Below are 23,540 nucleotides of genomic sequence, written 5' to 3'. Positions count from 1 at the left end.
GTTTTGCCGAGCCGCCTAGTCGAGGAATTGCGCGCCGAGCTCGCAACCGATCCGCCAGGCCAGCTTGCACTGACGCGGCCTTCCCTCCGAAAAGATCACCGTGAATTCGGGAGGAATTTCAGGGATATTCGGCGATGATCTTCACGCCGCCATCCGACATGTCTGTAATCATGCAATCGCGCGGCAATCCGCCGGTCGCAAACTGTATTTTCGCAAAGTTTCTGCACGCACGTCGTTCGCTTCTGCGGCGATTCGCTAACATGTCTACCCTGGCCTTGCTGGAGTGATTCACCCGAAGGTGGCCCTCAGCTTTACCGAAGAATTGTTGGAATTGACCTAGCGCAACGGCTCGCAATGTAACTGATGCGTTTGAATTCCGTTTACCGAACCCGGAGCCGCCAAGAGCCTACAAGACCTTCGAACACCGGCAAGCCACGCTCGAGCAACGCCCGTGCACTGCAATTTTCGGCAAATTAAAGGGTTGATCGCCCCTCGTTAGGCGATAGCCTGACCCTTCGACTCGATTTGGCGGAAACTGACGCGTATGGGAAGCCTCGTCCTTCTCGACCTGATGGGCGGCGTAGCATTGCTGCTGTGGGGCTTGCACATGGTCCACAGCGGGATCCTGCGCGCGTTCGGGCCGAACCTGCGTATGTTGCTGGCGAAGGCCCTGAGCAACCGCTTCTCCGCCCTCGCCGCCGGCCTCGGCTTGACCGCTCTGCTCCAAAGCAGCACCGCGACGGCGCTGATCACGAGTTCGTTTACGTCGGACGGGCTCGTCAGCCTGGTGCCTGCGCTCGCCATCATGCTCGGTGCCAACGTCGGCACCACGCTGATCGTGCAGATCCTGTCGTTCAACATCGCCGCCGTCGCACCGGTGCTGTTCATCATTGGGCTGTTCGCCTTCCGCACCGCGCCGCGCTCGCGCATCAAGGATATCGGCCGCGTCTTTATCGGCCTCGGCCTGATGCTGCTGGCGCTGCACATCTTGCTCAATACGCTGGCACCGGCGGAGAACGCGCCGGGCGTGCGCGTATTCATGAACGCCATCACCGGCGATCCCGTGCTCTGCATCCTGTTCGCTGCGATCGTGACCTGGCTCGTGCATTCCTCTGTTGCCAGCGTGCTGCTGGTGATGTCGCTGGCCTATGCGCATTTCATTACCCCCTATGCGGCGCTGGCGCTCGTGCTCGGCGCCAATCTCGGCAGCGCCATCAATCCGATCGTCGAGGGCGCGCGCCGCGACAATCCCGCCAGCTATCGGCTTCCGCTCGGCAATCTCGTCAACCGGCTTGTCGGCGTGCTGCTGGTGGCGCCGTTCCTGCAGCCGATCGCGGAGCTTCTGATCGCATGGCAACCGGATGCAGCCAAGGCAACCGCCCTGTTCCACATCGCCTTCAACGTTGCGACCGCAGCTCTCTTCATTGGCCTGCTCGACGGCATGGCGCGGCTGTTGAAGAGGTTGCTGCCCGAGCGCGTCAAGGAGGCCGACCCGACAGGTCCACGCTATCTCGACGAGAGTGCACTCGAGACCCCTTCCCTCGCGCTGGCGGATGCCGCCCGCGAAACCCTGCATATGGGCGATCACGTCGAGATCATGCTGCGCAAAGTGATGGCGGCGATGATGACCAACGACCGCGCGCTGGTCGACGAGGTCTCGCGAATGGACAACAGCGTCGACAGCCTCGACGAGGCGATCAAGCTCTATGTCACGAAACTCACCCGCGGCAGTCTCGACGAGCGCGAGGGACACCGGGCGATGGAGATCGTCTCCTTCGCCATCAACCTCGAGCATATCGGCGACATCATCGACAAGAATCTGAGCGAACTGGCAACCAAGAAGATCAAGCGCCGCTTCCAGTTCTCGGCCGAGGGCGCCGAGGAGCTTTCCGCTTTCCACAAGCGCACGATGGATTCGCTGCGGATCGCGTTCGGGGTCTTCATGTCGGGTGACCTCAACGAAGCGCGAAAATTGCTGGCCGAAAAGGCCGCACTGCGCAATGCCGAGCTCGCCGCCACCGAGCGGCACCTAGACCGCCTGCGCGAGGGCCGGCCCGAAACCATCGAAACCACGTCGCTTCATCTCGACGTGTTGCGCGACCTCCGGCGCATCCACTCGCACATCTGCTCGGTCGCCTACCCCGTGCTCGATGCCGCCGGCGAACTTGCCGCCCATCGCAGCGCCGAAAACGAATTGCCCGCACTGCCCACGGCGGCGCCGGGCCGCTGACAGTCAGCGATCGAGCGTCTTCGAAGCGGTGGCCCGGTTCTTCACAATCAGCATGATGTTTCTGATGTAGATGATCGTGGCCAGCGACTGGCCGATGATGATCACGGGCTCCCGCTTGGCGATGCCGTAGATCAGCGTCATCATGCCGCCTCCCATCGAGAAGAACCAGAACGCCATGGGCACCACGCTCTGTCCGGCCCGCTCGCTCGATATCCACTGCACCAGGAATCGCGCGGTGAACAGCAATTGCGCGATCAGCCCGAACGCCAGCCAGAAATCGAACTTGGCGACGAACACGTCGTAGAGATAGTCGCCGAGCGCCTGGCCGTATTGAATCAGCATCAGCGAACCTCGATCGCAACGGGCGTCGACTTCTTGCGCCGGATCAGCCACCACACGCCGGCGAGATCCATGATCCCGATCCATAACCGGTCAAAGAAGCCGTAATTGGACACGCCGGAATGGCGCGGGCGGTCGATCACGTCGACGTAAGCGATGTCGAAACCTTCGCGGCGTACCAGCGCCGGCAGGAACCGATGCAGCCCGTCGAAATAGGGCATCGAGAGGAACACCTCGCGCGGGAACGCCTTCAGTCCGCAACCGGTGTCGCGGGTGCCGTCGCGCAGGATCGCATTGCGCACGCCGTTGGCGATCCGCGACTGCAGTTTCTTGAAGCCGGTATCCTTGCGTCCGACCCGTTGGCCTGCCGCAAGACCGACGTGGCCGTCGCCTTTTTCAACTGCCGCAATCAGGTCCGGCAGGAACCCCGGATTGTTTTGCCCGTCGCCGTCGAGCGTCGCCACGATGGCGCCGCGCGCGGCCCGCACGCCGCTGCGCACCGCTGCCGATTGCCCGGCCGGGGCGGCGTGCTTCAGTTGCCGAAGCTGCGGATACTGCTTCATCATCGCCGTCAGCCGCTCGCCGGTCGCATCCGTCGAACCATCGTTGACATAGATGATCTCATAGGCCCAGCGGCTGCCGAGCGTGCTGACGATTTCCGCAATCAGCGGCGCGATGTTGTCCGCCTCGTTGCGCACCGGCACAACGATTGAAACGGCGACCGCATCTCTGTCGGCAGGTGTCAAATCGGTACTCGTCTGGTTGGTTTGGAAGGACGCGGAACCGGGGCGTATCGGGGGCCGTCTGGCGGCGTCCGCTTTTATGGGGCGAAAGCGCCCCGGGCAACCCTTTTGAGGCGCCCGGACGAGGGCCCGGCAAGGGACACGATGCTGCCGTCGCGCTGGATCGCAAATCCGAGCCGGCGGGCCGCAAACCAGTATCTTACGAACATCGCACCGACGATGCCGACCAGGGCCCCGGCAACCACGTCACTGGGATGATGGGCGACCAGCACCAGACGGGTCGCCGCAATGACGAGGGCATAGACGGCCATCGCAAAGCGAGCCTTCGGCCAGATGACCGACACGGCGAAAGCGAGTGCAAAGGCGGTCGTGGCATGGCCGGAAGGAAAGCTGTAGTAGGCCGGGTTGCCCGCGAAGTGCGAGAAGTGGAAAGCGTTGGCCTCGCCACCGACAAATGGCCGACCGCGGCCGATGCTGTACTTCAGCACCTCGGTGACCACACTGGACAGGGCGACGGCGCAGAAGATGAACTGCAGCCGCGTTCCGAGACCGAGCAGCAGTGAGCGCCTGATGCCATGCAGGGCCGGTGCGGTGATCGCAACCGCGATCAGCAATCCTCCCAGCCCCGCCAACACATATTCGTCCTTGCCGAAATCGGTGAGAATGCGGACCCACCACAGCGAGGGCGTGCCGCGCTTTGGCATCTGGGCGATTTCCCACGCGTCGATCGCATACATCAGCACCACGATCGTCGCGCCGAGACCTGCCGAGATCCACAAGGCGTGACGCGCCGCGCGGCGAGCCGCTTCGGCTCGCCGCGAATGCGACGGCGACCGCACGAGCTGCGCCAATGACAGCCACGCCAGCGTGGCGAAACGCGCAAGATAGTTTTTGGAATCGTCGACAGCAGGGCTCGCAGCCATCTTACTCCGTACCTTCCGAGCGGAAGATGGCGATCGATATCGCCTTGCCCTGCGAAATGTTATAGCCCTCGATCCGCTTCGCTACATTGTAGCGCAGCCCGATCGCTTCAGCACGTTGGACGAAGGCGCGCTCCGTGCGCGATTCAACCAGCGCGAAGCGGCAACTGCCCTGCCCGAGGAAATCCGCCGCGCCCGATCCGTCGGTCAAGAGCGTGCCGGTGCCGGTCATGAATACGAGGCTCGGCTCGTGAAAGCCCGCAGCAGCCGCCTTTGGCCCGACGCAGACCACGTTACGAAGCGCCCGCGCGATCTCGGGGCTTGGAAACATGGCAGTCAGCGACGGCATGACGATGCCGTAGATTCCGACCGCCAGAAACATCGCCGCGACCACAGCATTCAACAGCGAGCGCTCGGCGCGGCTGTCCTCGAACATCCACCACGCGATCAGGCCGAAAATCATCGCCGCCGCCAGGAAGGGCCAGGCCGGAAATGCCGGGTAATGCGTCAGCTTGATGGCGCCGATGACGGCGATCACGGATGCCCCGGCCGGAATGACAAACCACCAGGCCGCACCGCGCATCAGCCAGGAACGCGACAGCACGCGGCGCTCCAGCGCGCCGGCGGTGAGGATCGCAATCGCCGGGTAGAGCGGCAGCACGTAGTGCGGCAGCTTGGTCAGCACCAGTTCGAACACGATCCATGACGGAACCAGCCACGCCAAAAGATATTGCGCGCCGGGCTCCCGCCGCGCGCGCCATACCGCCGGAGCCGCCATTCCCGCCAGCGCCGCGCCCGGCCAGAACGTGACCCAGAACAGCAGCAGATAGAGGCCGGGCGGCGCGCCATGGGACTCCTGCGCGCCGAGTTTGCTCAGCATGTCGCCGCCGAGCGAATTGGAGAAGAAAGCCTCGCCCGCGCGCCAGAAGATCGCAACGAACCAGGGCAGTACCAGCACCAGCGTCCACATCAGCCCCCAGACCGGGCGCAGCCGCCAAAGCCATGCCGCCGAGCGGTCGAGGATCGCGAGCGCCACGATGGTCAGCCCGACGAACATCAGGATCAGCGGTCCCTTGAGCAGGATGCCGCCGGCCAGCGCCGTCCAGAAGATCGCCGGCGGCGCCCAGGGCGGACGCGCCGGATCCTCGCCACGCTGCCAGGACAGATACACCCGCGCCATTGCCCCCATCGCAGCGACGACGGTCAAGAGCAGCATCGCATCGGTTTTGGCTAGCCTTGCTTCGGCGCCGAGCAAGACGGAACTGCACATCATCAGTGCTGCCAGCGCGGCCCCGCGCCGCGTGACAAAGGCGAGCGCCGCCCAGTAGGTCAGGAGAACCGCGCCGATAGCCCCGATCAGGGAGGGAATCCGGTAAAGCCAAATGCGCAACTGAGCGCGCGGCAGGCCGAGCGATGAGGCGGTTTCGACCACGGCGGCCTGCAGCCAGTAGATGCCGACCGGCTTCTTGTAGCGGACGTCGTCCTGGAAGCGGATGTCGACGAAATCGCCGCTTTCGACCATCTGCTTAGTCGCCTGCGCAAAGCGCGCCTCGTCGCGGTCGATCGCCGGAATGTTGAAGAATCCGGGCAGGAAAAGCACGATGCCGCAGAGCACCAGAACTACGATCGCGCGAAAATGGTTCGCGGTGGCGAAGTCGAACACAACGGCCAGCCTGCGGCCGGAATGCGCAGGTTTTACAGGCTGTTGGCCCGCTCCAAAGCGTGGGGGGTGCAAGGTTTCCACCATGCTGTTCGCATACGATGAAACCGCAGTGCAAACAACACCGCAAAACCCCTAAGTCGTGGTCAACAGAGCGTTTTTCCTTACTGTACCCGGATGACCACGGTATCGGCCGCGCCGGTCGCATCGATCACCGTCAGCCGGGCAAAGCCCGGTCCGGGCGGATCGACCAGGCGCTGGCGACGGCTGTCGATCTCGCCGACTGAAGCGCCGTTCATCATGATGGTCAGCGGCAGCACGCCGCCGGCAACCTTGACCGGCATCGCGGCGGCCTGCCCGTCGCTTGAACGGTCGACGTCGATGCGCGACCCGTTCAGGGGAAACTGGATGCGCGGCGCAGAATCGCTGCCGGTCCGGATCAGTTCGCCGACCGGACGGAACCGCCGCAGCGGCAATGGCAGTTTGGCGTTGCTGGCGATGAGCGCTCCCTTTGGCGGCTTCGGCAGCGCCGCCGGGATTTTTCCGGTGCGCGCAAAGGCATCGAACAGGATCGGCGCGGCGGCAGTGCGGCCGACCAGGCCCGGCACCGGCGCGCCGTCGGGACGCCCAACCCACACGCCGATCGTGATGCGGCCATCGAAGCCGACCGACCACGCGTCGCGATAGCCATAGCTGGTGCCGGTCTTGAACGCGATTCTGTTATGCACGCCGTTTTCCGGCGGCGGCGTGCCGAGCAGCACGTTGCCGACCTGCCAGGCGGCAGCCTGATCCATCAGCCGCAGCGATTCGCGCTCGTCCTTGGTGAGCATGATCTCGCGCAGCGGCCGCGCCGCGCCCAGCCGCGCCAGCCCGGCATAGAGCTGCGCCAGGTCCTGCAAGGTGACGCCGACGCCGCCAAGGCCCATCGCAAGGCCCGGCGCTTCGTCCTTCGGCAGCACGAGATTGCCGCCGGCCTGCTTCAGCCGCGAGGACAGCCGGCTGGAGCCGACGCGGTCGAGCAGCGCGATCGCCGGCACGTTCAGCGAGAGTTGCAACGCCTTACGCACCGGCACGGTGCCCTGGAACATCATGTCGAAATTTTCCGGCGCATAGGAGCCGAAGCGGATCGGACGGTCGTCGATCAGGCTCTCGGGGTGCACAAAGCCATCCTCGAACGCGAGCCCGTAGATGAACGGTTTTAGCGTCGATCCAGGCGAGCGCACCGCGCGGGTCATGTCGACTTGTCCGGCCCGGCGCTCGTCGAAATAATCCGCCGAGCCGACGCGCGCCAGCACGTCGCCCATTTCGTTGTCGACCGCGATGATGGCGACTGAGATGTTCGGCCCCTGCGCCACGGCACGGTCGCGCGCCAAGGCTTCCAGCGTTTGCTGCAAACCGAATCCAGCGTGAGCTTGATCAGCGGCGTATCTTTCACCGTCGCCATCGCGGCATCGGAGGAATGCGGCGCCAGGATCGGCATCGGCTTGCGCAGCCGCGGCACCGCCACCACCTTGGCCTGCGCCGCGTCCTCTTGCAACACCGCGCCATCCTCGACCATCCGTGCCAGCACGCGGTCCCGCGCGACGTGGGCGGCTTCCGGATGACGGTCGAGCCGGCGGCGTTCCGGCGATTGCGGCAGCGCGACCAGCAATGCGGCTTCAGCGAGTGAAAGCCGCTTCGGCTCCTTGCCGAAATAGGCAATGGATGCGGCGCGGATGCCTTCGAGATTGCCGCCGAACGGCGCCAGCGCCAGATAGAGATCGAGGATTTCGTCCTTGCTCAGTTGCCGCTCGAGCTGGACCGCGCGCACCATCTGGCGCAGCTTTGCGTAGACCGAGCGCTCGCGCCGCGGCTCCATCAGCCGCGCGAGCTGCATCGTAATCGTCGAGCCGCCGGAGACGATGTGGCCGCGCGTGACGAGCTGCAGCGCGGCCCGCCCCAGCGCCAGCGGATCGACGCCGCCATGCGACCAGAACCGGCGGTCTTCATACGCGAGTAGCACCTTCAGATATCCGGGATCGACCGCCGTCTTCGCATCCACCGGCAGCCGCCAGCGTCCATCGGCCATCGCATAGGCGCGCAGCAGCTTGCCGTTGCGATCGACGATTGTGGTGGAGACTTTGCGCGCCTCTTCCAGCGGCAATGGCCCCAGTGAGTAGACCCAACCCGCGAAGGCGGTCGTGATGACGACGAGGATAAAGGCCAGCGTTACGGCGATCCGGAAAAAGCGGCGAGGCCCAATACCACCGTCATGGCCGGGCTTGCCCGGGCATGACGATTGAGATTGTGGTGACACCGCGTCGCTCATCCCTCCCCTCGCTCATTTCGCCGGACGCACCTCGACCGAGCCGGTGCCGGTACGGCCGTAGCGCGAGGGTTGTACATGTCCTCGACATGGGCCTGCGGCAGCACGTATTTGCCGGGCGAGACCGCGCGCACGATGTAGGCCACCGTGAACACCGACTGGTCGTCGCTGGCGCGCTCGATCGCCGCGGTGAAGCGGTCGTCTCGGAACTCAGTATGTTCCGGCTCCTCGCCGTCCTCGATCCAATCCAGCGTGCCGGAGTCACCGGACGACACCAGGCGCGGGTTGTCGATCTCGAGACCGGCCGGCAGATAATCGGCCACCATGATGTGCCCGCGTTCCGGCTTGGCCTCGGTGATCTTCAGCACCACCGCAAAACGATCGTTCTGCTTGGCCTTGGTGACGTCGGCGGGCCTGCCGTCGAGCGTGAAGTAATTGCGCTCGATCTTGAAGCCGTTGGAAGCCGCGGGCTCCGGCGTAACCGGCGAGCCCGAGACCGAGACCACCGCCTGCACCGGCGCATCGCCGGTATTGGTGATCTTGACCGGCTTGCCGGCCACCGCCTCGGCCTTGTAGCTGCGATAGACCGCGGCCTTGACCGGCGATCCATCGATATCGAGCGCCAGCGCTTCCTTCGACAGCGCCCGCGCGGCCAGCACCATCCACGCATTCTCCTGCGTGGAGGTGTAGGAAGTCAGCCCGCGCGCCGCTTCGACCCGCTGAACGGCCTGCGTCAGTGTCGCCCGCGGCGCGTTGCCTTCGCTGGCGAGCGAGACCAGCGCCGCTGCGTCGCGCAGTGCCGAGCCGTAATCGACGCGGCCGAACTCGATTACCGGTTTTGGCGCCAGCGCATCGAGTGCCGCCGCATAGACCCGTTCCGCCCGCGTCTTGTCGCCGACCAAGGCCAGCGCCGCGGCGAGCTGCGATTTCGCAATCGGCGTCGCGAGATTATTCAGCTTAGTGTCGGCGAGATAGCGGAGATCGCCGATCGGCGCTGCGCCATTGCGGGCGAGCACATAGAGGCCGTAGGCCAGATCGCGGCCGCCGTCCTTTTCCGGCTCGTTGGCATTGACCACGGAGTTGCGGATGCGATCCAGCGCGTTCTTGAACAGCACGTCCGGCACCGCGAAGCCCTTTTCGCGGGCGCGGGTCAAGAAGTCCGTCACATAGGCATCGAGCCAGGCGTCTTCGCCGCCGGCCGACCACAGGCCGAACGAGCCGTTCGAGCCCTGCCGCGCCAGCAGCCGTTCGATCGCGTCCTTGATGCGCTGGTCGACGGCGGTATCCATCGCCAGATGCGCGCCGGCCGCCAGATCATTGACATAGAGCAGCGGCATCGCGCGGCTGGTGATCTGCTCGAGCAGCCGTGCGGATAACGATCCAGCGCCTTCAAAATGGTCGCCGCATCGAGCGCGGTGGAGAGGCTGACCGACAGCGAGACGCTGCCGGTGCCCGACACGAGGTCGGAGAACATGTCCGGAGTTAGCGTCAGGCTCTCGCCTTTCGCCAATGTCCGGATCGATCGCCGCGCCAGCACCTGCGTCGCCGCCTTGACGTCGAGCGCATAATGCCGTGCCAGCGTCAGGCCGTTCGGGCCCTTGATGTCGACGTCCAGATTGGCGGTGCCGGCGCCGCCGGCATCGAGCGCCAGCGACATCGAGGTCCGATGCTTGGCCGCGAGTTTGACCGTCGTGGTCGGATTGCCCGTCACCTTCACGGGTCCCGAGGTCTTCACGCTGATGCTGTAATCGCCGGGTGCGCCCTCGACATTGTCGAGGTCGAAACTCATGGTGCCCTTGTCGCCATTGAGCAGGAATCGCGGCAGCGTCGCCGTCAGCACGACGGGATCACGCACCGTGACATCGATGGTGGCACGGCCGAGCTTGGTCGCGTTCCACGCCACCGCCATCACGCGTGCAGTACCGGCGAATTCCGGAATGTCGAAACTGATCTCGGCGGTGCCGTCGGCGCCAACCGTGACGATGCCGGAATAGAGCGCGAGCGGCTTCTGCGTGGGCGGCGAGCCCTGCATCTCGGCGCCGGCGGAATCGCCGCCGGTCCTGATCTGGCCGCGCGTGCCCTGCATGCCGTCGATCAACTGGCCGTAGAGGTCGCGGATTTCGGCCGTCAGGCGGCGCTGGCCGAGATAGTAATCGTCCGGAGCCGGCGGCTTGTAATTGGTTAGATTAAGGATGCCGACATCAACCGCGGCAACCACGACCTTGGCGTCCTCGCCGGGATTGAGCCCGCCGATCTTGACCGGAATCTTTAAGCTGGTGCCGGGCCGAACCAGCGGCGGCGGCGACAGCGCGACTTGGAGCGTGCGCGCCTTCTTGTCGATGCCGAACCACTTTAAGCCGATCGCCCGTCCGGGCATCCGCAACGCCGCCGCGTCCAGCGGTCGCCGCAGCGTCGCCAGCACGTAGGCGCCGGTGCCCCAATCCTTGCCGACGATCAATTTGACCTGCTGGGTGCCTTCCTTGACGTCGATGGTCTGGGTCGTCAGCAGGCGGTCGCCGAGCACGTTGACCGTGAGCTTGCCGGCGGTGCGGGCATTGACCGACACCACCATGGTGTCGCCGGAGGCGTATTCCGGCTTGTCGATCGAAGTCTCCAACAAGTCCGGCGTATCGGCGCTGCCGTCGGAATACCAGCCGACGTCGAACTGCACCGAGGTGATCGGGCCATCCGCCTCGTTCGATTTGACGTCCAGGCGATAGCGGCCGGGCTCCGGCGCGACCGACACCCGCGCCGCCTTGTCTGATGTCAGCGTCAGGTCGCCATCGGCAACGCGTTTGGTGGATTTGACCGGCTCATATTCCCAGGACGAATTCTGACGATACCACTGATAGCGGGACTCCATCTTCAGGAGTTCGTAGCGCAGGCCGTCGCGCGACAGTTGCTTGCCGTCCGGGTTGACGAAGACCACGTCGAACTCGGCCTTGTCGCCTTCAGCGACACTCTTGTCGCCGAACAGCGGCTTGATGCCGATCAGGGCCGCGGTCGGCGCCACGGGGAGCACCAGCTTGCGCTCGACCGCGCGGCCGCCGGTCTCCACCATCCGGATGAAGATCTGCGCCTCCTGCGGCTGGGTCGAGGTCGGCGCCTTCGCCAGCGACACCGGGAAGGTCGCCACACCGTTGTCGTCGGCTTCAGGCAGATTCTCGATCGGCGTGCGCTCGTTGGAAGCGGTTTCCTCGTCCTCCACGCCGAACTGATAGCCGGGATAGCCGGGCCGCCCGGAGGCCGCGGGGGCGACCAGCAAGTCGCCTTCGAGCTGCAGGCCCGACGCCGGCGCACCATAAAGGAACTTGCCAGCGACCTTCAGTTCAACCGGGGTCTCAGCCTTGATCACCTTCTCCTTGGCCGAGACGTCGAATTCGATCCGTTCGGGGATGTAGTCCTCGACCATGAAGGTGGTCTCGCCGACGGACGAGCCCTTGGGGTCAGTAAAGGCGCGCACCCGCCAGGTCCCGGTCGGGACCGCCGAATTGAGCGGCACGGCCAAGGAGCGGCCGCCCGCGCCCTGGTCGGGGAGCTGGGCGCGGCGGAATTCGACGCCATCCGGCCGCTCGACCACCAGCGTCAGCGGCCCGCCGGCCATGGCGTTGCCCTGCCCGTCGCGCAGCAGCGCGGTCAGGTAGACGGTCTCGTTCGACCGGTAGATGCCGCGCTCGGCATAGACGAAGGCGTCGGCGCCAGGCGGCACGATCCGTCCTGACACGCCGCGGTCGGTGAGGTCGAAGGCGTTGGTCTTCAGGCTGAGGAAGGCGTAGTCCGCCTTCTCGCTCATCACCGTCAGCAACGCCGGCGAGAGCCCGCCCTCGCCGCGCGCAAGCCCCGCCTCGAACAGCACGTGGCCGGCATCGTCGGTCTTGCGCGTGGCCAGGATCTCGTTGTTGCGCGCGACCAGGCGCACTTCGGCCTTGGCGACCGAGTCGGTCGAAGCCAGCGAATTGACGAAGACATGGATGCCGTCATTGCCGGAAAACGCCGTTAGCCCCAAGTCGGAGACGATGAACCATTGCGTCGCCAGTGTGCCGTCATCGTCGCTGCTGCTGCCCGGGCCCTTGGCGGCGGCCGTCATCACGTAGACGCCCGGCTGCAAGTCTCCAAGCGCCTGATCGACCGGGAAAGCCGTCACCACGTCCTGGTTCAGCGTCGAGGCGGTGGCGAGCTCGCCGGACCAGACCTTGACGCCACGCTCATTGCCGAGATCGGAGAGCTGATAGCTGGAGAGCGTTTTCTGAAAATCGCTGTCGACCACCGTGTTGATCAGGTTACGGTCGCCGATCCGGAACACGTTGACGTTAACCGAAGGCGTATTGACGCTGACCAGCGGAATGCCGCGCTGGCCGGTGCGCGGCAGCACATAGGCGCGGCCGGTGAAGCGCACGAACGGCTTGCGGTCACGGACATAGACGTTGAATTCGGCCGATTTCGGCAGGCTCTCCTTCACCGTGGACGGCAGGCCGGCGCGCAGGTTGATGTTGTAGCGCTCGCCATGCTTCAGCCCGTCGACGCAGAGCTGCTTGCCCTCTGATGTCAGCGCCGGCTTGTCGGTGCCGGCCAGCGCCACGAACGGCGCGAAATCGACCCGCTTGGCGAGGTCTTCGGAGAACTGGAAACAGGCGCGCGGCGAGGCACCGTCGAATCCACGGTATAGTCGAGCAGCCGGAAGCCGTGCTGATCCCGCATCTTCTCGTACTGGCCGCGGACCTCGGCGACCTCGCGCATGTCGAGCGACAGCCGCAACGCATCCAGTGCCGGGCGCCACAGCTTGCGCTCGGACATCGCCCTGCCGAGCACGGCCAGCGCATCAGCCTCCTCGGCCTGGTTGCTGGCGCGCTGATAGGCGATGTAGGCCGCGGTCGAGGCGCGCTCGTAGAGGAAGGTCTGTTCGCTGGAGCTGGCGGCGCGGATCTGGAAGATGGTCTTGGCAAGCCTCAGCCAGTTGCCGCTATCTTCCGGCGTGGTGGCGGCGATCTGGCCGAGGATCTGCAGGCCCGCCCGGAAGTCAGAACGCTTGAAGGCGGCGTCGGCGTCGTTGCGCAGCGTCGCAGAGGATTTCGCCACCGGCCCCGCCTCGCTCTTGATCTGGGCCTCCAGCTTCACGGCCGAATCGGCCAGCTCATCTCGCTTGAATGCCTTGTCCGTGGCCCCCGCCGCCGTCAGGCCAAGCGCCAGCGTGGCGCAAATCACTGTGGCGCGAACCAAACCGATCATGATGGGCTCCTTGCCGCGGACAGATGCCGCGTAACGACCAAAAAAGGCGCGAAAAGGTGACGGACTGATGGCGGGGGTGAAGGCTTGCGGAAGGGTCGCATGCATGGCTTAGGCAGTCCAAACGGTCGCGGCCGTCCCGTAGCAGACGGTCAACGGGGAGGCATGTATATTGGGGCAGGCCCGAGGCTACGGCCCGCCGTCTGGCTTTGTCGCACCCTTGAGGAAATCGGTTCGACCGTCTTGGCGGGAAGGCGGATTTTTCATATTGGCAATGGTAGAAAGGCTCAAGGCGGCGAGGCCGCCCCGACGGTCCCATAGCTCAACTGGATAGAGTAACGGATTTCTACTCCGTGGGTTGCAGGTTCAGATCCTGCTGGGATCGCCACTACCATTCGCGCTTTTCCGCAATTTCGACTTCATTCTCGTCTCGGTTGGATTCTCGGCTTATGATGCCGGCCAGCGATTGCTTCCGTTGCCCTGACAAAGGATGCGGACGTCATGCCAAAAAAGGGAATCACCGGCCACGACGAATGGGTCGTCACGGAAGCGCTGGCGACGGCGCTGGTCGCGCTTGAGCAGCTCGAGCCGACGCAGCAATCGCGCCAGCAGATGGACGACATCCGCAAACTGCTGGCGGCCAATTGTCAGCCTGGGACCCTCAACCTGCACCTCGCCCAGGCCAAGTGCCGGCTGAACCCCCATGCCGATCGCGCCGTCATCTATCGCGAGTACGGATTTCAGGACTGGGAAGTCTGAGTGGCGAGTGTGCTAGCTGCTGGAATAAGCTCGGAGCGCTGGTGTTCTGGCGTAGGGAGAGGACCGCGACAATTCTGTGCGGAAGGCTGAGAGGATATTGGGATGAAACTACCGCACGCACCCGCCACGGCGGCTCTGGCGATTTTGGCCGCGGCGATCGCCCTGCCCGCGCCCGCCGCAGCCCAGACCTACGATCCGAGCTACCCCGTTTGCCTGCAGGTCTACCAGGGCTTCGTCGACTACTATTTCGAGTGCCACTATCGAACGATGGCGCAGTGTCAGGCGTCGGCATCGGGCCGCCCTGCGCAATGCGTCGTTAACCCGTACTATGCCGGACGCGGCAAGCGCCAGAAGCGGTACCCGTCCTACTGAGAATCCGTTCGCCCCAACGGGGCGGCGCTCGGCATGGCTCTCACCTCGCCGCTCCCGCCCCGCTGCTCACCAGCCGTAGCTGCCGAGCGCCAGCGGCCTTCGTGGTGCCCTGGCCGTTCGCGTCGTGTCGGACTGCAGGCAGCGCCGGGCCGCTTCGATCTCGGCATCGCTCGCGCCCTTGCTTCGTGCCCAGTGCTCCGCGGCCGGCGCACTGTATTTCGCCACGTAGTAGCGCACGACCGGACACGAAATTCGACGCAAGACACCGGACTGGTCGCCCGCAAATCCGGCGCTTGATGTACCCAGACACAGCGCCAGCACACACATCCAACGTAAGGCCATCTGATTCCCCTCTCTGTGTCAGAGGGCCATGGGTTTCCGCGACGCATCAAGCCCGATTGTGAGTTCCGCCTACGGAACGGTCGAAGCTGTGCTTAAGCCGCAACTATTACCGTCGCGACGGCGCCGCTCCGCCCGATGAACACGACTTTCTACGATCCTTAAAATTGATTGTTTACGAAAAAGACCGAACCTGATTGTCGCTCAGGAGGAATACGCTAGCCTCTGCTTGCCAGAACGAGCGTGAACCGTTGGTAGTTCAGATGGAATTCGACCGCCGATCTGTCGCAAGGACGACGATTTCGAAAAGCGCGTTGCTGTTCTTCGACGCTCAGCGCGGTGTGTTCACCTGCCGCGTTCAGGATGTCACGAATTCCGGGGCTGGAATTGAACTCCACGACCTCAACCTGCTGCCCCTGAATTTCGAATTGACCTTCGATAATTTTCACAACATTCGGGAATGCCGCGTGATCTGGCGGCAAGGCGATTTCGTCGGTGTTGCGTTTCAAAACTGATCGATCTGCGACCAGGCGCAGCGGGCAAAACAGCCTTGAAGACAAAAGACTCTTAGAGACAAAACAGCCTTGGAGAATGGAACTAACAGCGGGGCTCCGCGTCAGATCCCTGCCTCGGTTCCACCGGCACGCAAGCTAATGACGGGCGAGCCGCCTTCGCGTATCGTTTGCTCTCGGTCGTTTGGAGTTTGTGACGGGAGTTCGAACATGTCCTGGGATCGTCCGTTCGCTCAGCCGGTGCCGCTCCCAAAGGGGCCGCCAGCGCAAACCCTGCGAGACGCCGCCGACTACATCAGAACCCTTCCTCAGCCCGTACGCGAACGTCAGGAATGGCGGCTTGCCATCCAGATGCTTATTGATGCTGCCGAAGATCGTGGGCCCGTGCTGTTCGCGCGCATGGGAATTGTCAGGGCCTTTGAGACGAGTATTGAAACGACGCTCGATGCGGAGCCCCGGGATCCCGCCAAGGCAAGCTGAAAGACAAGGCAAGCTGAAAGAAAGCAAAGCTGAAGGAAGACCGTGACGCCGGCATCCGAACCCGAGTCGACGTCACGCAGATGGTGCCGGAGAGCATGAAGACGCTTCAAGCCCGGCATTTCCAAATCGAACGAGAACTCGCGCTCGCAGGCGAAGTGCAAGCCACGCCGCCACCGAACGACCGTAGGCCTGCCTAGGCTACATTCCTAATTCGGAAATCATCGATCCGCTTGCCGGATTTCAGTTTTGCAGCGAGCCAGCGAGGCGTCTTCCCTCGGCCTGCCCACGTCTCGGACGGCCGATCGGGATTCCGGAATTTCGGAACGACCGTCGGATATGGACGCCGCCCTGTCGATGATTTCGTGCGCTCAGCTTCGACGACGCCCTTGAGTTGCTTCAGGCGATCTTCAAGGAGGCGCTTCTCTGCAAGCAGAGTCGTTGCAAGCCTGGCGGTTACTTCTTCGTGGAGTGCCCACAGCTCATCCGTGGACATTGATTTTAAGGCTTTCTGGTTCACGACCGTCCCCAATCATGATTCGATGGTTATCATCGTTGGTTGCAAAACATGAATATAATAGGGCTGATTCAGAACCTCCTTCGGGCAGAAAAAGTTCCATCCCTGCATCGTGACACAGCACAACCATAACGGAATCCGCTCGAAGGTGCACCAAGAAGCTGCGCCAAATTTTCTTCGCCCCAGTCATTAGGAAGCGCCGGCGGCGACCATCTGTGACTTTTGTCCTACGCTATTTGGGTGCGCCCATAATAGCCGAGCGCTCATCTCCCTGGGGTAGGTGATAGGAGCGGCACCCGGCTATTCGGGCCGCGCGGCGGTGCGGCCTGAACAGGAACTCATTTATGATTTAAGGGAACTTTAAAAAGCCATTGAATCATAACGATTTTGTCTAAGCGCAGATCGCGCCGAATCAGCCCCCGGACTTGCCGCGGCAACCGAAACGACGGAAACGGACACGAATGGCCTTGGAATGAGGAAACGTAACGCTCTCGACACGTTTCCCTCGGTCTTGTGATGAACGGCCGAGCGCGAGGACCCCTTGAGTCCGCCACCACCCGAATTCGATTGCGACGAGGCGCTGGTGTGTGTGGCGCTGGCGTTCTGCCTGGCCGGCGCATCGACCAGCATCATCTACCGGCTGCTGGGTTGAGGGGATCCGGATGGATCAGTGAGCCTCTGTGCGCATGCCAACGAGCGCGTGGCGCGCTTTTGGTTTTGCGACGTGATGGTGCCGATGAAGCGAGGTAAGCGGCGGCTCGAGTGTTCGCGGTCAGGAGTAGACGAGGCCCGGAGTGCCTAGGAGTCCGGGCCTCGTGGCCTCCAGTGGTAGCGCGCGTCGTGATGAACGAGCGCCCTGCCCCCGCTGCAAGCGAGGGCGTTATAGATCGGCGTTACGTGCACAGCCAATCCGTACGAGTACGGTGAGCAGGCGTCGCGCGGTTCTGTGTGACAAATTGATCAGCAAAACGCGGTAGCGCGGATCGGACGCAATGTCCGGGCGGGCGATCACTGCATTCCGTCCCGCTCTAAAGGCTAGTCTGCGGCGAGCTACGCCAGGCGCAGCCATTCGCCCGCCTCTACCGCTTATCGAACGGAATATACTGATGATACTCTTTCGGCACCGAGCTCCGGTAACGAGCGGGCACCGTGCCGCGGTCGATCGAACGGTCGATCTCCTGCTGCCGGGTCATCTTGGCCGGTTTCTTTTTCTTCGGCGCCGCCTTCTCCTTTTCGGCCGCGGCGGCTTCCGGCGCGGCGGGGGACGGTGTTGCCGTTGCGGCAGTGCTGCCACCCGGCGCGTCCTGCGCCAGCGCGACGGCTGGCAGGAATACGAGAGCCGCCGACGCGGCCAGCACAAGACGAGACGGCTTTTGCATGGAAAACTCCGGTTCTGGCCTGCTCCGTTTCCAGCCTGATCCTATTACGTCCGCAAACGTCCGCACACCGGGATTTTGGCGAGGCGGACGGGCATGGACCGGCTGTGCTTGACCCGGCTGCAGGTCGTAAAAACGAACGCGAGCCGGCTGCACTGCCAGTCCGGACCAAGCGCTGCGCTCAAGACCGGCTCCGGCCTGGACAGGCCGGGCGCAAAGAATCCGATGGCGCAGGCCAGTGAGACTATGGCGGCGGCGAGAACGAGGTTCTTGCGGGTCCACCAATTGTGCGGCATGGCGGGTCGCTCCTGTTTCGAAAGCCCGGAGAATAGGATCACCCCGCCGCGGTGCCTGTGAACGACTTCACACTACACGGGTTTGTGCGTGAGCCCGATGGACGCGGAAATGGGTATAACTCGCGCAAATCCGTTGCGCGCGCGCAACGCTTGATCGACATTGCCCTCGGGGCGAGCGCGTGTGCGGGGCGTGCGATGGACGAGCAGGAAACGAGCAAACAGGACTCCGGCAAGCAGGAAGCAAGCTACGACTACCATCGCTACAAGCAATTGCTGGTGGAAGCGGTCGACGAGACCAAACGGCTCGAGCTGATCGAGATCATAATCAGGGAAAAGGCCCGCGACATGCTGGAGGCGCAGCGGATCGCGGACCGCGTAGCGATGACCGCGATGACGGTTGCACGCGTCCTTGGACCCGGGGGCCGACGCGATAATCTCTAGAAGAGCGATCACTTCTCCGAAGCGAGCATCACCAGCGAGCCGACCAGCCCGATCAGCGCACGGGCGAGAAGGCCATATTGAAGGATCGCCAGCGTCCGCCCTGGGGCTTCGGTCGCGGTTGCCATCTCGTAGAGCAGCCAAGCTGACGTAATCCCGCTCATTAGGATCAGTTTGGGCCATTTGCTGCTCACGCAAGCCTCCCCTGCTCTACCCGCCCCCTTTCGACGCTGGCATTTTGCCCCGGGTTCACTTACCTAGTCGCCAATCCGCGCGCGTGGCGCGTCCAACCCCAAGAGTGAAAGCGACAAGGCCTCTTTTATGAGTGGATTCAAGGAACCGAGCTTCGCGGACCGCCAGAAGGCCGCCCAGCAGGCGCGGCAGAACATCCTGAACAAGTTTCGCACCCAGCCGGGACCCGACGATCCCGAGGTGAAGCGCCGCCAAGCCGAGCGCGAGGCCGTAGCCGCCGCCCGCGCCAAGGCGAGAGAGGCCAAGGAAGCCGAAAAGGCCGAACAGAAACGTCGCGAGGCCGAGGCCGCCGCGGCGGAGGCCGCCAGATTAGCGCGCGAAAAGGAAGAAGAGGCCGCCAGACTGGCGGCGCTGGAGGCTGAGCAAAAGGCCAAGCGCGACGCGCGTTACGCCGCGCGCAAGACCAAGGGCAAGAAGAAGTAGGCCTGCGATCCGCGGCCGATGCCGGAAAGCCCTCGTCATTCCGGGATGGTGCGTTAGCACCAGACCCGGAATCTCGAGATTCCGGGTCTGGTCCTTCGGACCATCCCGGAATGACGGTGCGGCTCAGTTCTTCTTCATGCCGTCTTCTTTTTTCATGCCCTCGTGCTTCATGCCTTCCTTCTTCATCATACCGTCCTCTTTCTTCATGCCGTCCTTGGACATGGACTCCTTCTTCATGCCGTCGCCCTTGCCCATTTTGTCCTGAGCGAACGCGGCCGGCGCGAACGCGAGGCCGAGCGAAACAAGCGCGGCAGAAAGGCCGAGGCCGATACGAGTCGTGGTGGTGGTCATGGGTGGTCGTCCTTGGTTTGGGTTGGCTTCTCGAAAGCGACGTCTGCCGCTTCCCCAACGACGATGGCGCGACCGGTTTTGTTACCGGCCAAGCCCCAAAGTTCTGCAATTCTCACGGTTAGTTGAAGCGAGCCAATTCAGCTAATATGGGCTGAAGCCGGTCGGATTGCCGATCCAAGAACCGTTTGCAGGGGACAAACCATGCTCACGCGCCGCCATGTCATCGCATCTGCGCTCGCTGCGCCTGCCGGGCTTCGTTTCGGCACCGGCACGGCCGATGCGGCCGCCACGCTGAAGATCTCGCATCAGTTCCCGGGCGGCACCATCGACAAGGGCGACTTCCGCGATCGGCTGTGCCGCATCTTTGCCGCCGAAGTCGCCAAACGCAGCGGCGGCGAGATCGCAGCCGAAGTCTATCCGAACTCCTCGCTGATCAAGACCAACGCGCAATTCTCGGCAATGCGCAAGGGCGCACTCGATATCAGCCTCTACCCGATGCCGTATGCCGGCGGCGAGCTGCCGGAGACCAATATCGGCCTGATGCCGGGCCTGGTTGCGACCTACGACCAGGGCCTGCGCTGGAAGAACGCGCCGGTCGGCAAGGCGCTGACCGACTTCCTCGCCGACAAGGGCATTATCCTTCTCACATGGGTCTGGCAGGCCGGCGGTGTCGCCAGTCGCTCCCGACCGATCGTCGCGCCTGACGACGCCAAGGGGCTGAAAGTGCGCGGCGGCTCGCGTGAAATGGATGTGGTGCTGAAGACCGCGGGAGCCTCGGTCCTGTCGATGCCATCGAACGAAATCTACGCCGCGATGCAGAGCGGCGCCTGCGATGCCGGCATCACCTCCTCCACCAGCCTGATCTCGTTCCGCCTCGCGGAGGTCGCCAAATCGCTGACCTCGGGCGCCGGCGCCTCCTATTGGTTCATGCTGGAGCCATTGATGATGTCGAAGGCAATCTTCGACAAGCTGCCCCAGAAGCAGCAGGACATCATCCTGGCGGTCGGCAGCGAACTGGAAGCGTTCGGCCGCAAGGGCGCGCAGGACGACGACATCGAGGTCGCCAAGGTCTATGAGAAGGCCGGCGCCAAGGTCAGCACGCTCGATGTCGCGACCGTCAGCAAGTGGCGCGACATCGCGCGCGATACCGCCTGGAAGGACTACAGCGCCAAGTCGGCGATGTCGGCCAATCTGCTGAAGCTCGCCAGCGACGTCCCCGCATGATGCATGGTCCGCTTCCGGATCAACGCCCCGCGCGAGCTGCGATCGAACCGCCGCCCACCACCTGCAATAGGTCGGTTCTGACAGCCTCGATATGCTGCTCCAGAAACCGGCAGGCCTGGTCGATTTCTTTCGCCCGGCACAGCTCGATCAGGTGAGCGTGCTCCTTTTCGGCCGTGCCCATCGCCTTGGTATTGGAGAGTTGCAGACGCGTGTAGCGGTCGCTGGTCTGCAAGAGTGCCACGACGATCGCCTTGGTACGCGGCTGCCGGGCGTGAACGTATAGTGCCATATGGAAGTCAGCGTTGAGCTGCCCCCATTCGCTGACGTTGCGCGCCTTGATCGCTTTCTCGAAGCGCTTCTGGATGTCGTCCAGCGCGGCAAAGTCTTGTTCCGCAAAGTGCGGCGCCGACTGCGCCAGGAGCCGCGGCTCCATGATTCTGCGAAGATCGAACACGTCGTTGATTTCGTCCAGCGATAGCTCTGAGACGATCGCGCCTTTTTGCGGGACGATGCGCACCAGCCCCTCCGCCTCGAGCTGAAACAGCGCTTCGCGCACTGGAATGCGGCTGACGCCGTATGCCTCGCCCAACGCATCCTGCCGCAGTTGTGAGCCGGCTGGATAAGTCCCGTCGAGAATGGACTGCCTGAGCTGATCGACGATCGCAGCCGACAGCGTCCGGTGCTTCAGAGGGACTTTCATTTGATCTTCCGTCGTCATCGCCGGCCTTTCCGATCGAGGCGGCCCCGTTTCGCACTTTGAAATGGTCCGCCGCAGCGAAAGCCGAGGCGCCCATAATCTCCATTTGACAAGATTGTATAAATTATACAATTTCGAATGGCACGAGAAATCTTGACGGGCAGCGGGGCTCTTTATGATCGAGCAGGCAATTGCGGACATGCCAGCGTTCAGCGCCCGGGGAATCGTCGTCAGGGCTTCGAGTCTTCTGCTCGCTTTCGAGCGCATCGCGCTGATGGGGCTGATGTATTTGCTGACGGCTCTGATCCTGGTGAATGTCGTCACCCGCTACTCGCACTTCCCGATCTACTGGATCGATGAATCGGCGGTCTATTGCGTGGTCTGGCTGACCTTCATCGGCGCCTCCGCCATGACGCGGCTCAGGCTCGACTTCGCCGTCACCATGATGACCGAGCGCCTCTCGGCGCGGCAACAGAAGCTCGCGAAGATCATCGCGACGGGCATGGTCGTCGTGTTCGGCGTGGCGCTCGTCATCACCTGCTTCCTCTGGATGGATCCGATCGGGCTTGCCCGCGCCGGCTTCGACGCGCGCAAGCTCGCCGCCGAGACATTCAACTTCCTCTACACCGAACGCACCCAAACGCTGAACTGGCCGACCTGGGTGCTCTATTTGACGCTGCCGATCTTCGCGGTTTCCATGACGATTCATGGCCTGGCAAACCTGCTCGAAGATCTCGAACTGGTGCCACGGACGCCGCTGAAGGGTTTTCAACTCTCCGAACTCGACGGGGTCAACTAGTGATCACGTCAGCCGCCTTCATCGCGATCATGCTGGTCGGGGTGCCGATCGGCCTTTGCCTCTGCCTGGCCGGGTTCGTCTTCATCGTCGCGTCAGGCAATCCGGTGCTGTTTCAATCCTACCCGCTGCAGCTCTTCGGCGGGGTCGACAGCTACGGCCTGATCGCGATCCCGCTCTTCATTCTGATCGGCGAGATCATGAACGGCGGCGGCATTACCCGGCGCATCGTCGACATGGCGATGGCCTTTGTCGGCTCGCTGAAGGGCGGGCTGGCCTACGTCAATATCCTCGCCAACATGTTCATCTCCTCCATCCTGGGATCTGCGACCGCACAGGTCGCGATCATGGCGCAGATCATGGTGCCGGAGATGGAAAAGAAGGGCTACGACAAGACCTTCGCGGCCGGGTTGACCGCCTATGGCGGCATGCTCGGACCGATCATTCCACCCTCGGTGATGTTCGTCGTCTACAGCGTGCTGGCGCAGGTATCGGTCAGCGACATGCTGATTGCCGGCATCGTGCCGGGCGTGATCCTGACGGCGTTGTTCTGCATCGCCATCGCATTGATGGGATACGTCTACAACTATCCCAAGGCCGATTATCAGACACCGCGGCAGCGGGTCGCGACGATCCTGCGGACATCGCCAACGCTGCTGATTCCGATCGTGATCGTCGGCAGCATTCTCGGCGGACTCGCCAACGCAACGGAGTCCGCGGCAGTCGGCGCGGTGGCCGCCGCTCTCGTCGGAAAATTCTGGACCAAGGAGTTCAGGTTTTCGCAGCTCCCGCAGATGATGCTGCGCGCCGGGATCTACTCGGCCATCGTACTGTTCCTGGTCGCGGCGGCCGCCGTGTTCTCCTGGGTGCTGGTGTTCGGCAAGGTGCCGCAGGAGACCGCCGCATGGATCCAGTCAGTCGCCAAGGATCCCGTCAGCTTCATGCTGCTTTGCAACGTGATCCTGCTGGTGATCGGTACGGTGATCGACGGCATTCCCGGCCTGATCATGACGGTGCCGATCCTGCTGCCGGTCGCGACCGAGATCTATCACATCGACCCACGCCAGTTCGGCGTCGTCGTGGTGATCAACCTGGTGCTTGGATTGCTGTCGCCCCCGGTCGGTCTTTGCTTCTTCGTGGCGGCAGCCGTAACCGGCGCCAAGCCCGGCAAGATGTTCATGGTGACGCTGCCGCTGTTCGGCATCTCCTGCATTCTGCTGGTGCTGCTCTCGCTCTATCCCTCCCTCTCCCTCGTCCTCATCAAGTAGGTCCAAACCGCTCAAGGCGCATT

Annotated in this window: 21 protein-coding genes, 1 tRNA gene and 3 pseudogenes; 11 read left to right on the top strand and 14 right to left on the bottom strand. The window is 63.5% G+C overall.

Annotated elements, in window-relative coordinates; genetic code table 11:
- Window positions 1–15: 15 nt before the first annotated feature.
- Window positions 16–262: pseudogene (locus ACFXS9_RS11935) on the bottom strand (PilZ domain-containing protein).
- 282 nt (window positions 263–544) lie between these two features.
- On the opposite strand from ACFXS9_RS11935, the gene ACFXS9_RS11930 reads away from it, so the two are divergent.
- Window positions 545–2,230 carry a Na/Pi cotransporter family protein gene (locus ACFXS9_RS11930; protein WP_392688979.1) on the top strand — a complete coding sequence of 562 codons (1,686 nt, stop codon included), beginning with the start codon at window positions 545–547 and terminating at the stop codon, window positions 2,228–2,230.
- A 3-nt stretch (window positions 2,231–2,233) separates the two neighbouring features.
- Here the strand turns inward: ACFXS9_RS11930 and ACFXS9_RS11925 are convergent, their stop codons facing one another.
- The 6 genes and pseudogenes from ACFXS9_RS11925 to ACFXS9_RS11900 form a co-directional block, all read right to left on the bottom strand.
- Window positions 2,234–2,572 carry a lipid-A-disaccharide synthase N-terminal domain-containing protein gene (locus tag ACFXS9_RS11925; protein WP_213247201.1) on the bottom strand — a complete coding sequence of 113 codons (339 nt, stop codon included), beginning with the start codon at window positions 2,570–2,572 and terminating at the stop codon, window positions 2,234–2,236.
- Window positions 2,572–3,315, bottom strand: a complete 744-nt coding sequence (locus tag ACFXS9_RS11920) for a glycosyltransferase family 2 protein (RefSeq protein ID WP_392688976.1) — start codon at window positions 3,313–3,315, stop codon at window positions 2,572–2,574. The genes ACFXS9_RS11925 and ACFXS9_RS11920 overlap by 1 nt, the downstream gene beginning before the upstream one ends.
- Window positions 3,316–3,389: 74 nt before the next feature.
- Window positions 3,390–4,235 (bottom strand): phosphatase PAP2 family protein, encoded by an 846-nt coding sequence (locus tag ACFXS9_RS11915; protein ID WP_392688973.1) that lies wholly within the window; start codon window positions 4,233–4,235, stop codon window positions 3,390–3,392.
- 1 nt (window position 4,236) lies between these two features.
- Window positions 4,237–5,979: an ArnT family glycosyltransferase gene (locus tag ACFXS9_RS11910; RefSeq protein ID WP_392688970.1), complete on the bottom strand. Its 1,743-nt coding sequence runs from the start codon at window positions 5,977–5,979 to the stop codon at window positions 4,237–4,239.
- Between the two features lie 77 nt (window positions 5,980–6,056).
- Window positions 6,057–8,200, bottom strand: a pseudogene (gene pbpC, locus ACFXS9_RS11905) (penicillin-binding protein 1C).
- A gap of 12 nt (window positions 8,201–8,212) precedes the next feature.
- Window positions 8,213–13,423, bottom strand: a pseudogene (locus tag ACFXS9_RS11900) (alpha-2-macroglobulin).
- Window positions 13,424–13,731: 308 nt separating this feature from the next.
- Between ACFXS9_RS11900 and ACFXS9_RS11895 the strand changes: the two are divergent.
- The 3 genes from ACFXS9_RS11895 to ACFXS9_RS11885 all read left to right on the top strand — a co-directional run bounded on the left by ACFXS9_RS11895 (window position 13,732) and on the right by ACFXS9_RS11885 (window position 14,551).
- Window positions 13,732–13,808 (top strand) — tRNA-Arg (locus ACFXS9_RS11895).
- 113 nt (window positions 13,809–13,921) lie between these two features.
- Entirely contained in the window at window positions 13,922–14,179 is a 258-nt protein-coding gene (locus ACFXS9_RS11890; protein WP_213289997.1) for a hypothetical protein, read from the top strand.
- Between the two features lie 102 nt (window positions 14,180–14,281).
- Window positions 14,282–14,551 (top strand): DUF3551 domain-containing protein, encoded by a 270-nt coding sequence (locus ACFXS9_RS11885; RefSeq protein ID WP_392688967.1) that lies wholly within the window; start codon window positions 14,282–14,284, stop codon window positions 14,549–14,551.
- Window positions 14,552–14,617: 66 nt separating this feature from the next.
- Here the strand turns inward: ACFXS9_RS11885 and ACFXS9_RS11880 are convergent, their stop codons facing one another.
- The gene (locus ACFXS9_RS11880; RefSeq protein ID WP_057844215.1) at window positions 14,618–14,893 is read right to left on the bottom strand and encodes a hypothetical protein; all 276 of its coding nucleotides are present in this window, start codon (window positions 14,891–14,893) and stop codon (window positions 14,618–14,620) included.
- A 260-nt stretch (window positions 14,894–15,153) separates the two neighbouring features.
- On the opposite strand from ACFXS9_RS11880, the gene ACFXS9_RS11875 reads away from it, so the two are divergent.
- Window positions 15,154–15,405 carry a PilZ domain-containing protein gene (locus ACFXS9_RS11875; RefSeq protein ID WP_375293218.1) on the top strand — a complete coding sequence of 84 codons (252 nt, stop codon included), beginning with the start codon at window positions 15,154–15,156 and terminating at the stop codon, window positions 15,403–15,405.
- 207 nt (window positions 15,406–15,612) lie between these two features.
- Window positions 15,613–15,882, top strand: coding sequence for a hypothetical protein (locus ACFXS9_RS11870; protein ID WP_392688964.1), 270 nt, complete (start codon window positions 15,613–15,615; stop codon window positions 15,880–15,882).
- Between the two features lie 193 nt (window positions 15,883–16,075).
- Here the strand turns inward: ACFXS9_RS11870 and ACFXS9_RS11865 are convergent, their stop codons facing one another.
- The 3 genes from ACFXS9_RS11865 to ACFXS9_RS11855 form a co-directional block, all read right to left on the bottom strand.
- Entirely contained in the window at window positions 16,076–16,399 is a 324-nt protein-coding gene (locus tag ACFXS9_RS11865; RefSeq protein WP_392688961.1) for an H-NS family nucleoid-associated regulatory protein, read from the bottom strand.
- Window positions 16,400–17,475: 1,076 nt separating this feature from the next.
- Window positions 17,476–17,775 (bottom strand): hypothetical protein, encoded by a 300-nt coding sequence (locus ACFXS9_RS11860; RefSeq protein WP_392688958.1) that lies wholly within the window; start codon window positions 17,773–17,775, stop codon window positions 17,476–17,478.
- Between the two features lie 44 nt (window positions 17,776–17,819).
- The gene (locus ACFXS9_RS11855; protein WP_392688955.1) at window positions 17,820–18,068 is read right to left on the bottom strand and encodes a hypothetical protein; all 249 of its coding nucleotides are present in this window, start codon (window positions 18,066–18,068) and stop codon (window positions 17,820–17,822) included.
- 195 nt (window positions 18,069–18,263) lie between these two features.
- On the opposite strand from ACFXS9_RS11855, the gene ACFXS9_RS11850 reads away from it, so the two are divergent.
- Window positions 18,264–18,509, top strand: coding sequence for a hypothetical protein (locus ACFXS9_RS11850; RefSeq protein WP_392688952.1), 246 nt, complete (start codon window positions 18,264–18,266; stop codon window positions 18,507–18,509).
- An 8-nt stretch (window positions 18,510–18,517) separates the two neighbouring features.
- Here ACFXS9_RS11850 and ACFXS9_RS11845 read toward each other — a convergent pair whose 3' ends face one another.
- Window positions 18,518–18,700 carry a hypothetical protein gene (locus ACFXS9_RS11845; RefSeq protein WP_392688950.1) on the bottom strand — a complete coding sequence of 61 codons (183 nt, stop codon included), beginning with the start codon at window positions 18,698–18,700 and terminating at the stop codon, window positions 18,518–18,520.
- A 127-nt stretch (window positions 18,701–18,827) separates the two neighbouring features.
- Between ACFXS9_RS11845 and ACFXS9_RS11840 the strand changes: the two genes are divergently transcribed.
- Window positions 18,828–19,181: a DUF6481 family protein gene (locus ACFXS9_RS11840; protein WP_334368889.1), complete on the top strand. Its 354-nt coding sequence runs from the start codon at window positions 18,828–18,830 to the stop codon at window positions 19,179–19,181.
- Window positions 19,182–19,304: 123 nt separating this feature from the next.
- On the opposite strand, the gene ACFXS9_RS11835 is transcribed toward ACFXS9_RS11840, so the two are convergent.
- Window positions 19,305–19,532 carry a pentapeptide MXKDX repeat protein gene (locus ACFXS9_RS11835; RefSeq protein WP_392688947.1) on the bottom strand — a complete coding sequence of 76 codons (228 nt, stop codon included), beginning with the start codon at window positions 19,530–19,532 and terminating at the stop codon, window positions 19,305–19,307.
- Between the two features lie 201 nt (window positions 19,533–19,733).
- Here ACFXS9_RS11835 and dctP point away from each other — a divergent pair, with 201 nt between their 5' ends.
- Window positions 19,734–20,756 carry a TRAP transporter substrate-binding protein DctP gene (gene dctP, locus ACFXS9_RS11830; RefSeq protein ID WP_392688944.1) on the top strand — a complete coding sequence of 341 codons (1,023 nt, stop codon included), beginning with the start codon at window positions 19,734–19,736 and terminating at the stop codon, window positions 20,754–20,756.
- 19 nt (window positions 20,757–20,775) lie between these two features.
- On the opposite strand, the gene ACFXS9_RS11825 is transcribed toward dctP, so the two are convergent.
- The gene (locus tag ACFXS9_RS11825) at window positions 20,776–21,456 is read right to left on the bottom strand and encodes a GntR family transcriptional regulator (RefSeq protein WP_392688941.1); all 681 of its coding nucleotides are present in this window, start codon (window positions 21,454–21,456) and stop codon (window positions 20,776–20,778) included.
- Window positions 21,457–21,628: 172 nt separating this feature from the next.
- On the opposite strand from ACFXS9_RS11825, the gene ACFXS9_RS11820 reads away from it, so the two are divergent.
- Together ACFXS9_RS11820 and ACFXS9_RS11815 are read left to right on the top strand one after the other, a co-directional pair.
- Window positions 21,629–22,252: a TRAP transporter small permease gene (locus ACFXS9_RS11820; RefSeq protein WP_392688938.1), complete on the top strand. Its 624-nt coding sequence runs from the start codon at window positions 21,629–21,631 to the stop codon at window positions 22,250–22,252.
- The gene (locus ACFXS9_RS11815) at window positions 22,252–23,517 is read left to right on the top strand and encodes a TRAP transporter large permease (RefSeq protein ID WP_392688935.1); all 1,266 of its coding nucleotides are present in this window, start codon (window positions 22,252–22,254) and stop codon (window positions 23,515–23,517) included. The genes ACFXS9_RS11820 and ACFXS9_RS11815 overlap by 1 nt, the downstream gene beginning before the upstream one ends.
- Window positions 23,518–23,540 lie beyond the last annotated feature (23 nt).

It is taken from the genome of Bradyrhizobium sp. RDI18 (assembly GCF_043203335.1).
GTDB lineage: Bacteria > Pseudomonadota > Alphaproteobacteria > Rhizobiales > Xanthobacteraceae > Bradyrhizobium > Bradyrhizobium retamae.
Note: the sequence above shows the minus strand (reverse complement) of the source record. Positions and strands in the feature narration are given on the sequence as shown.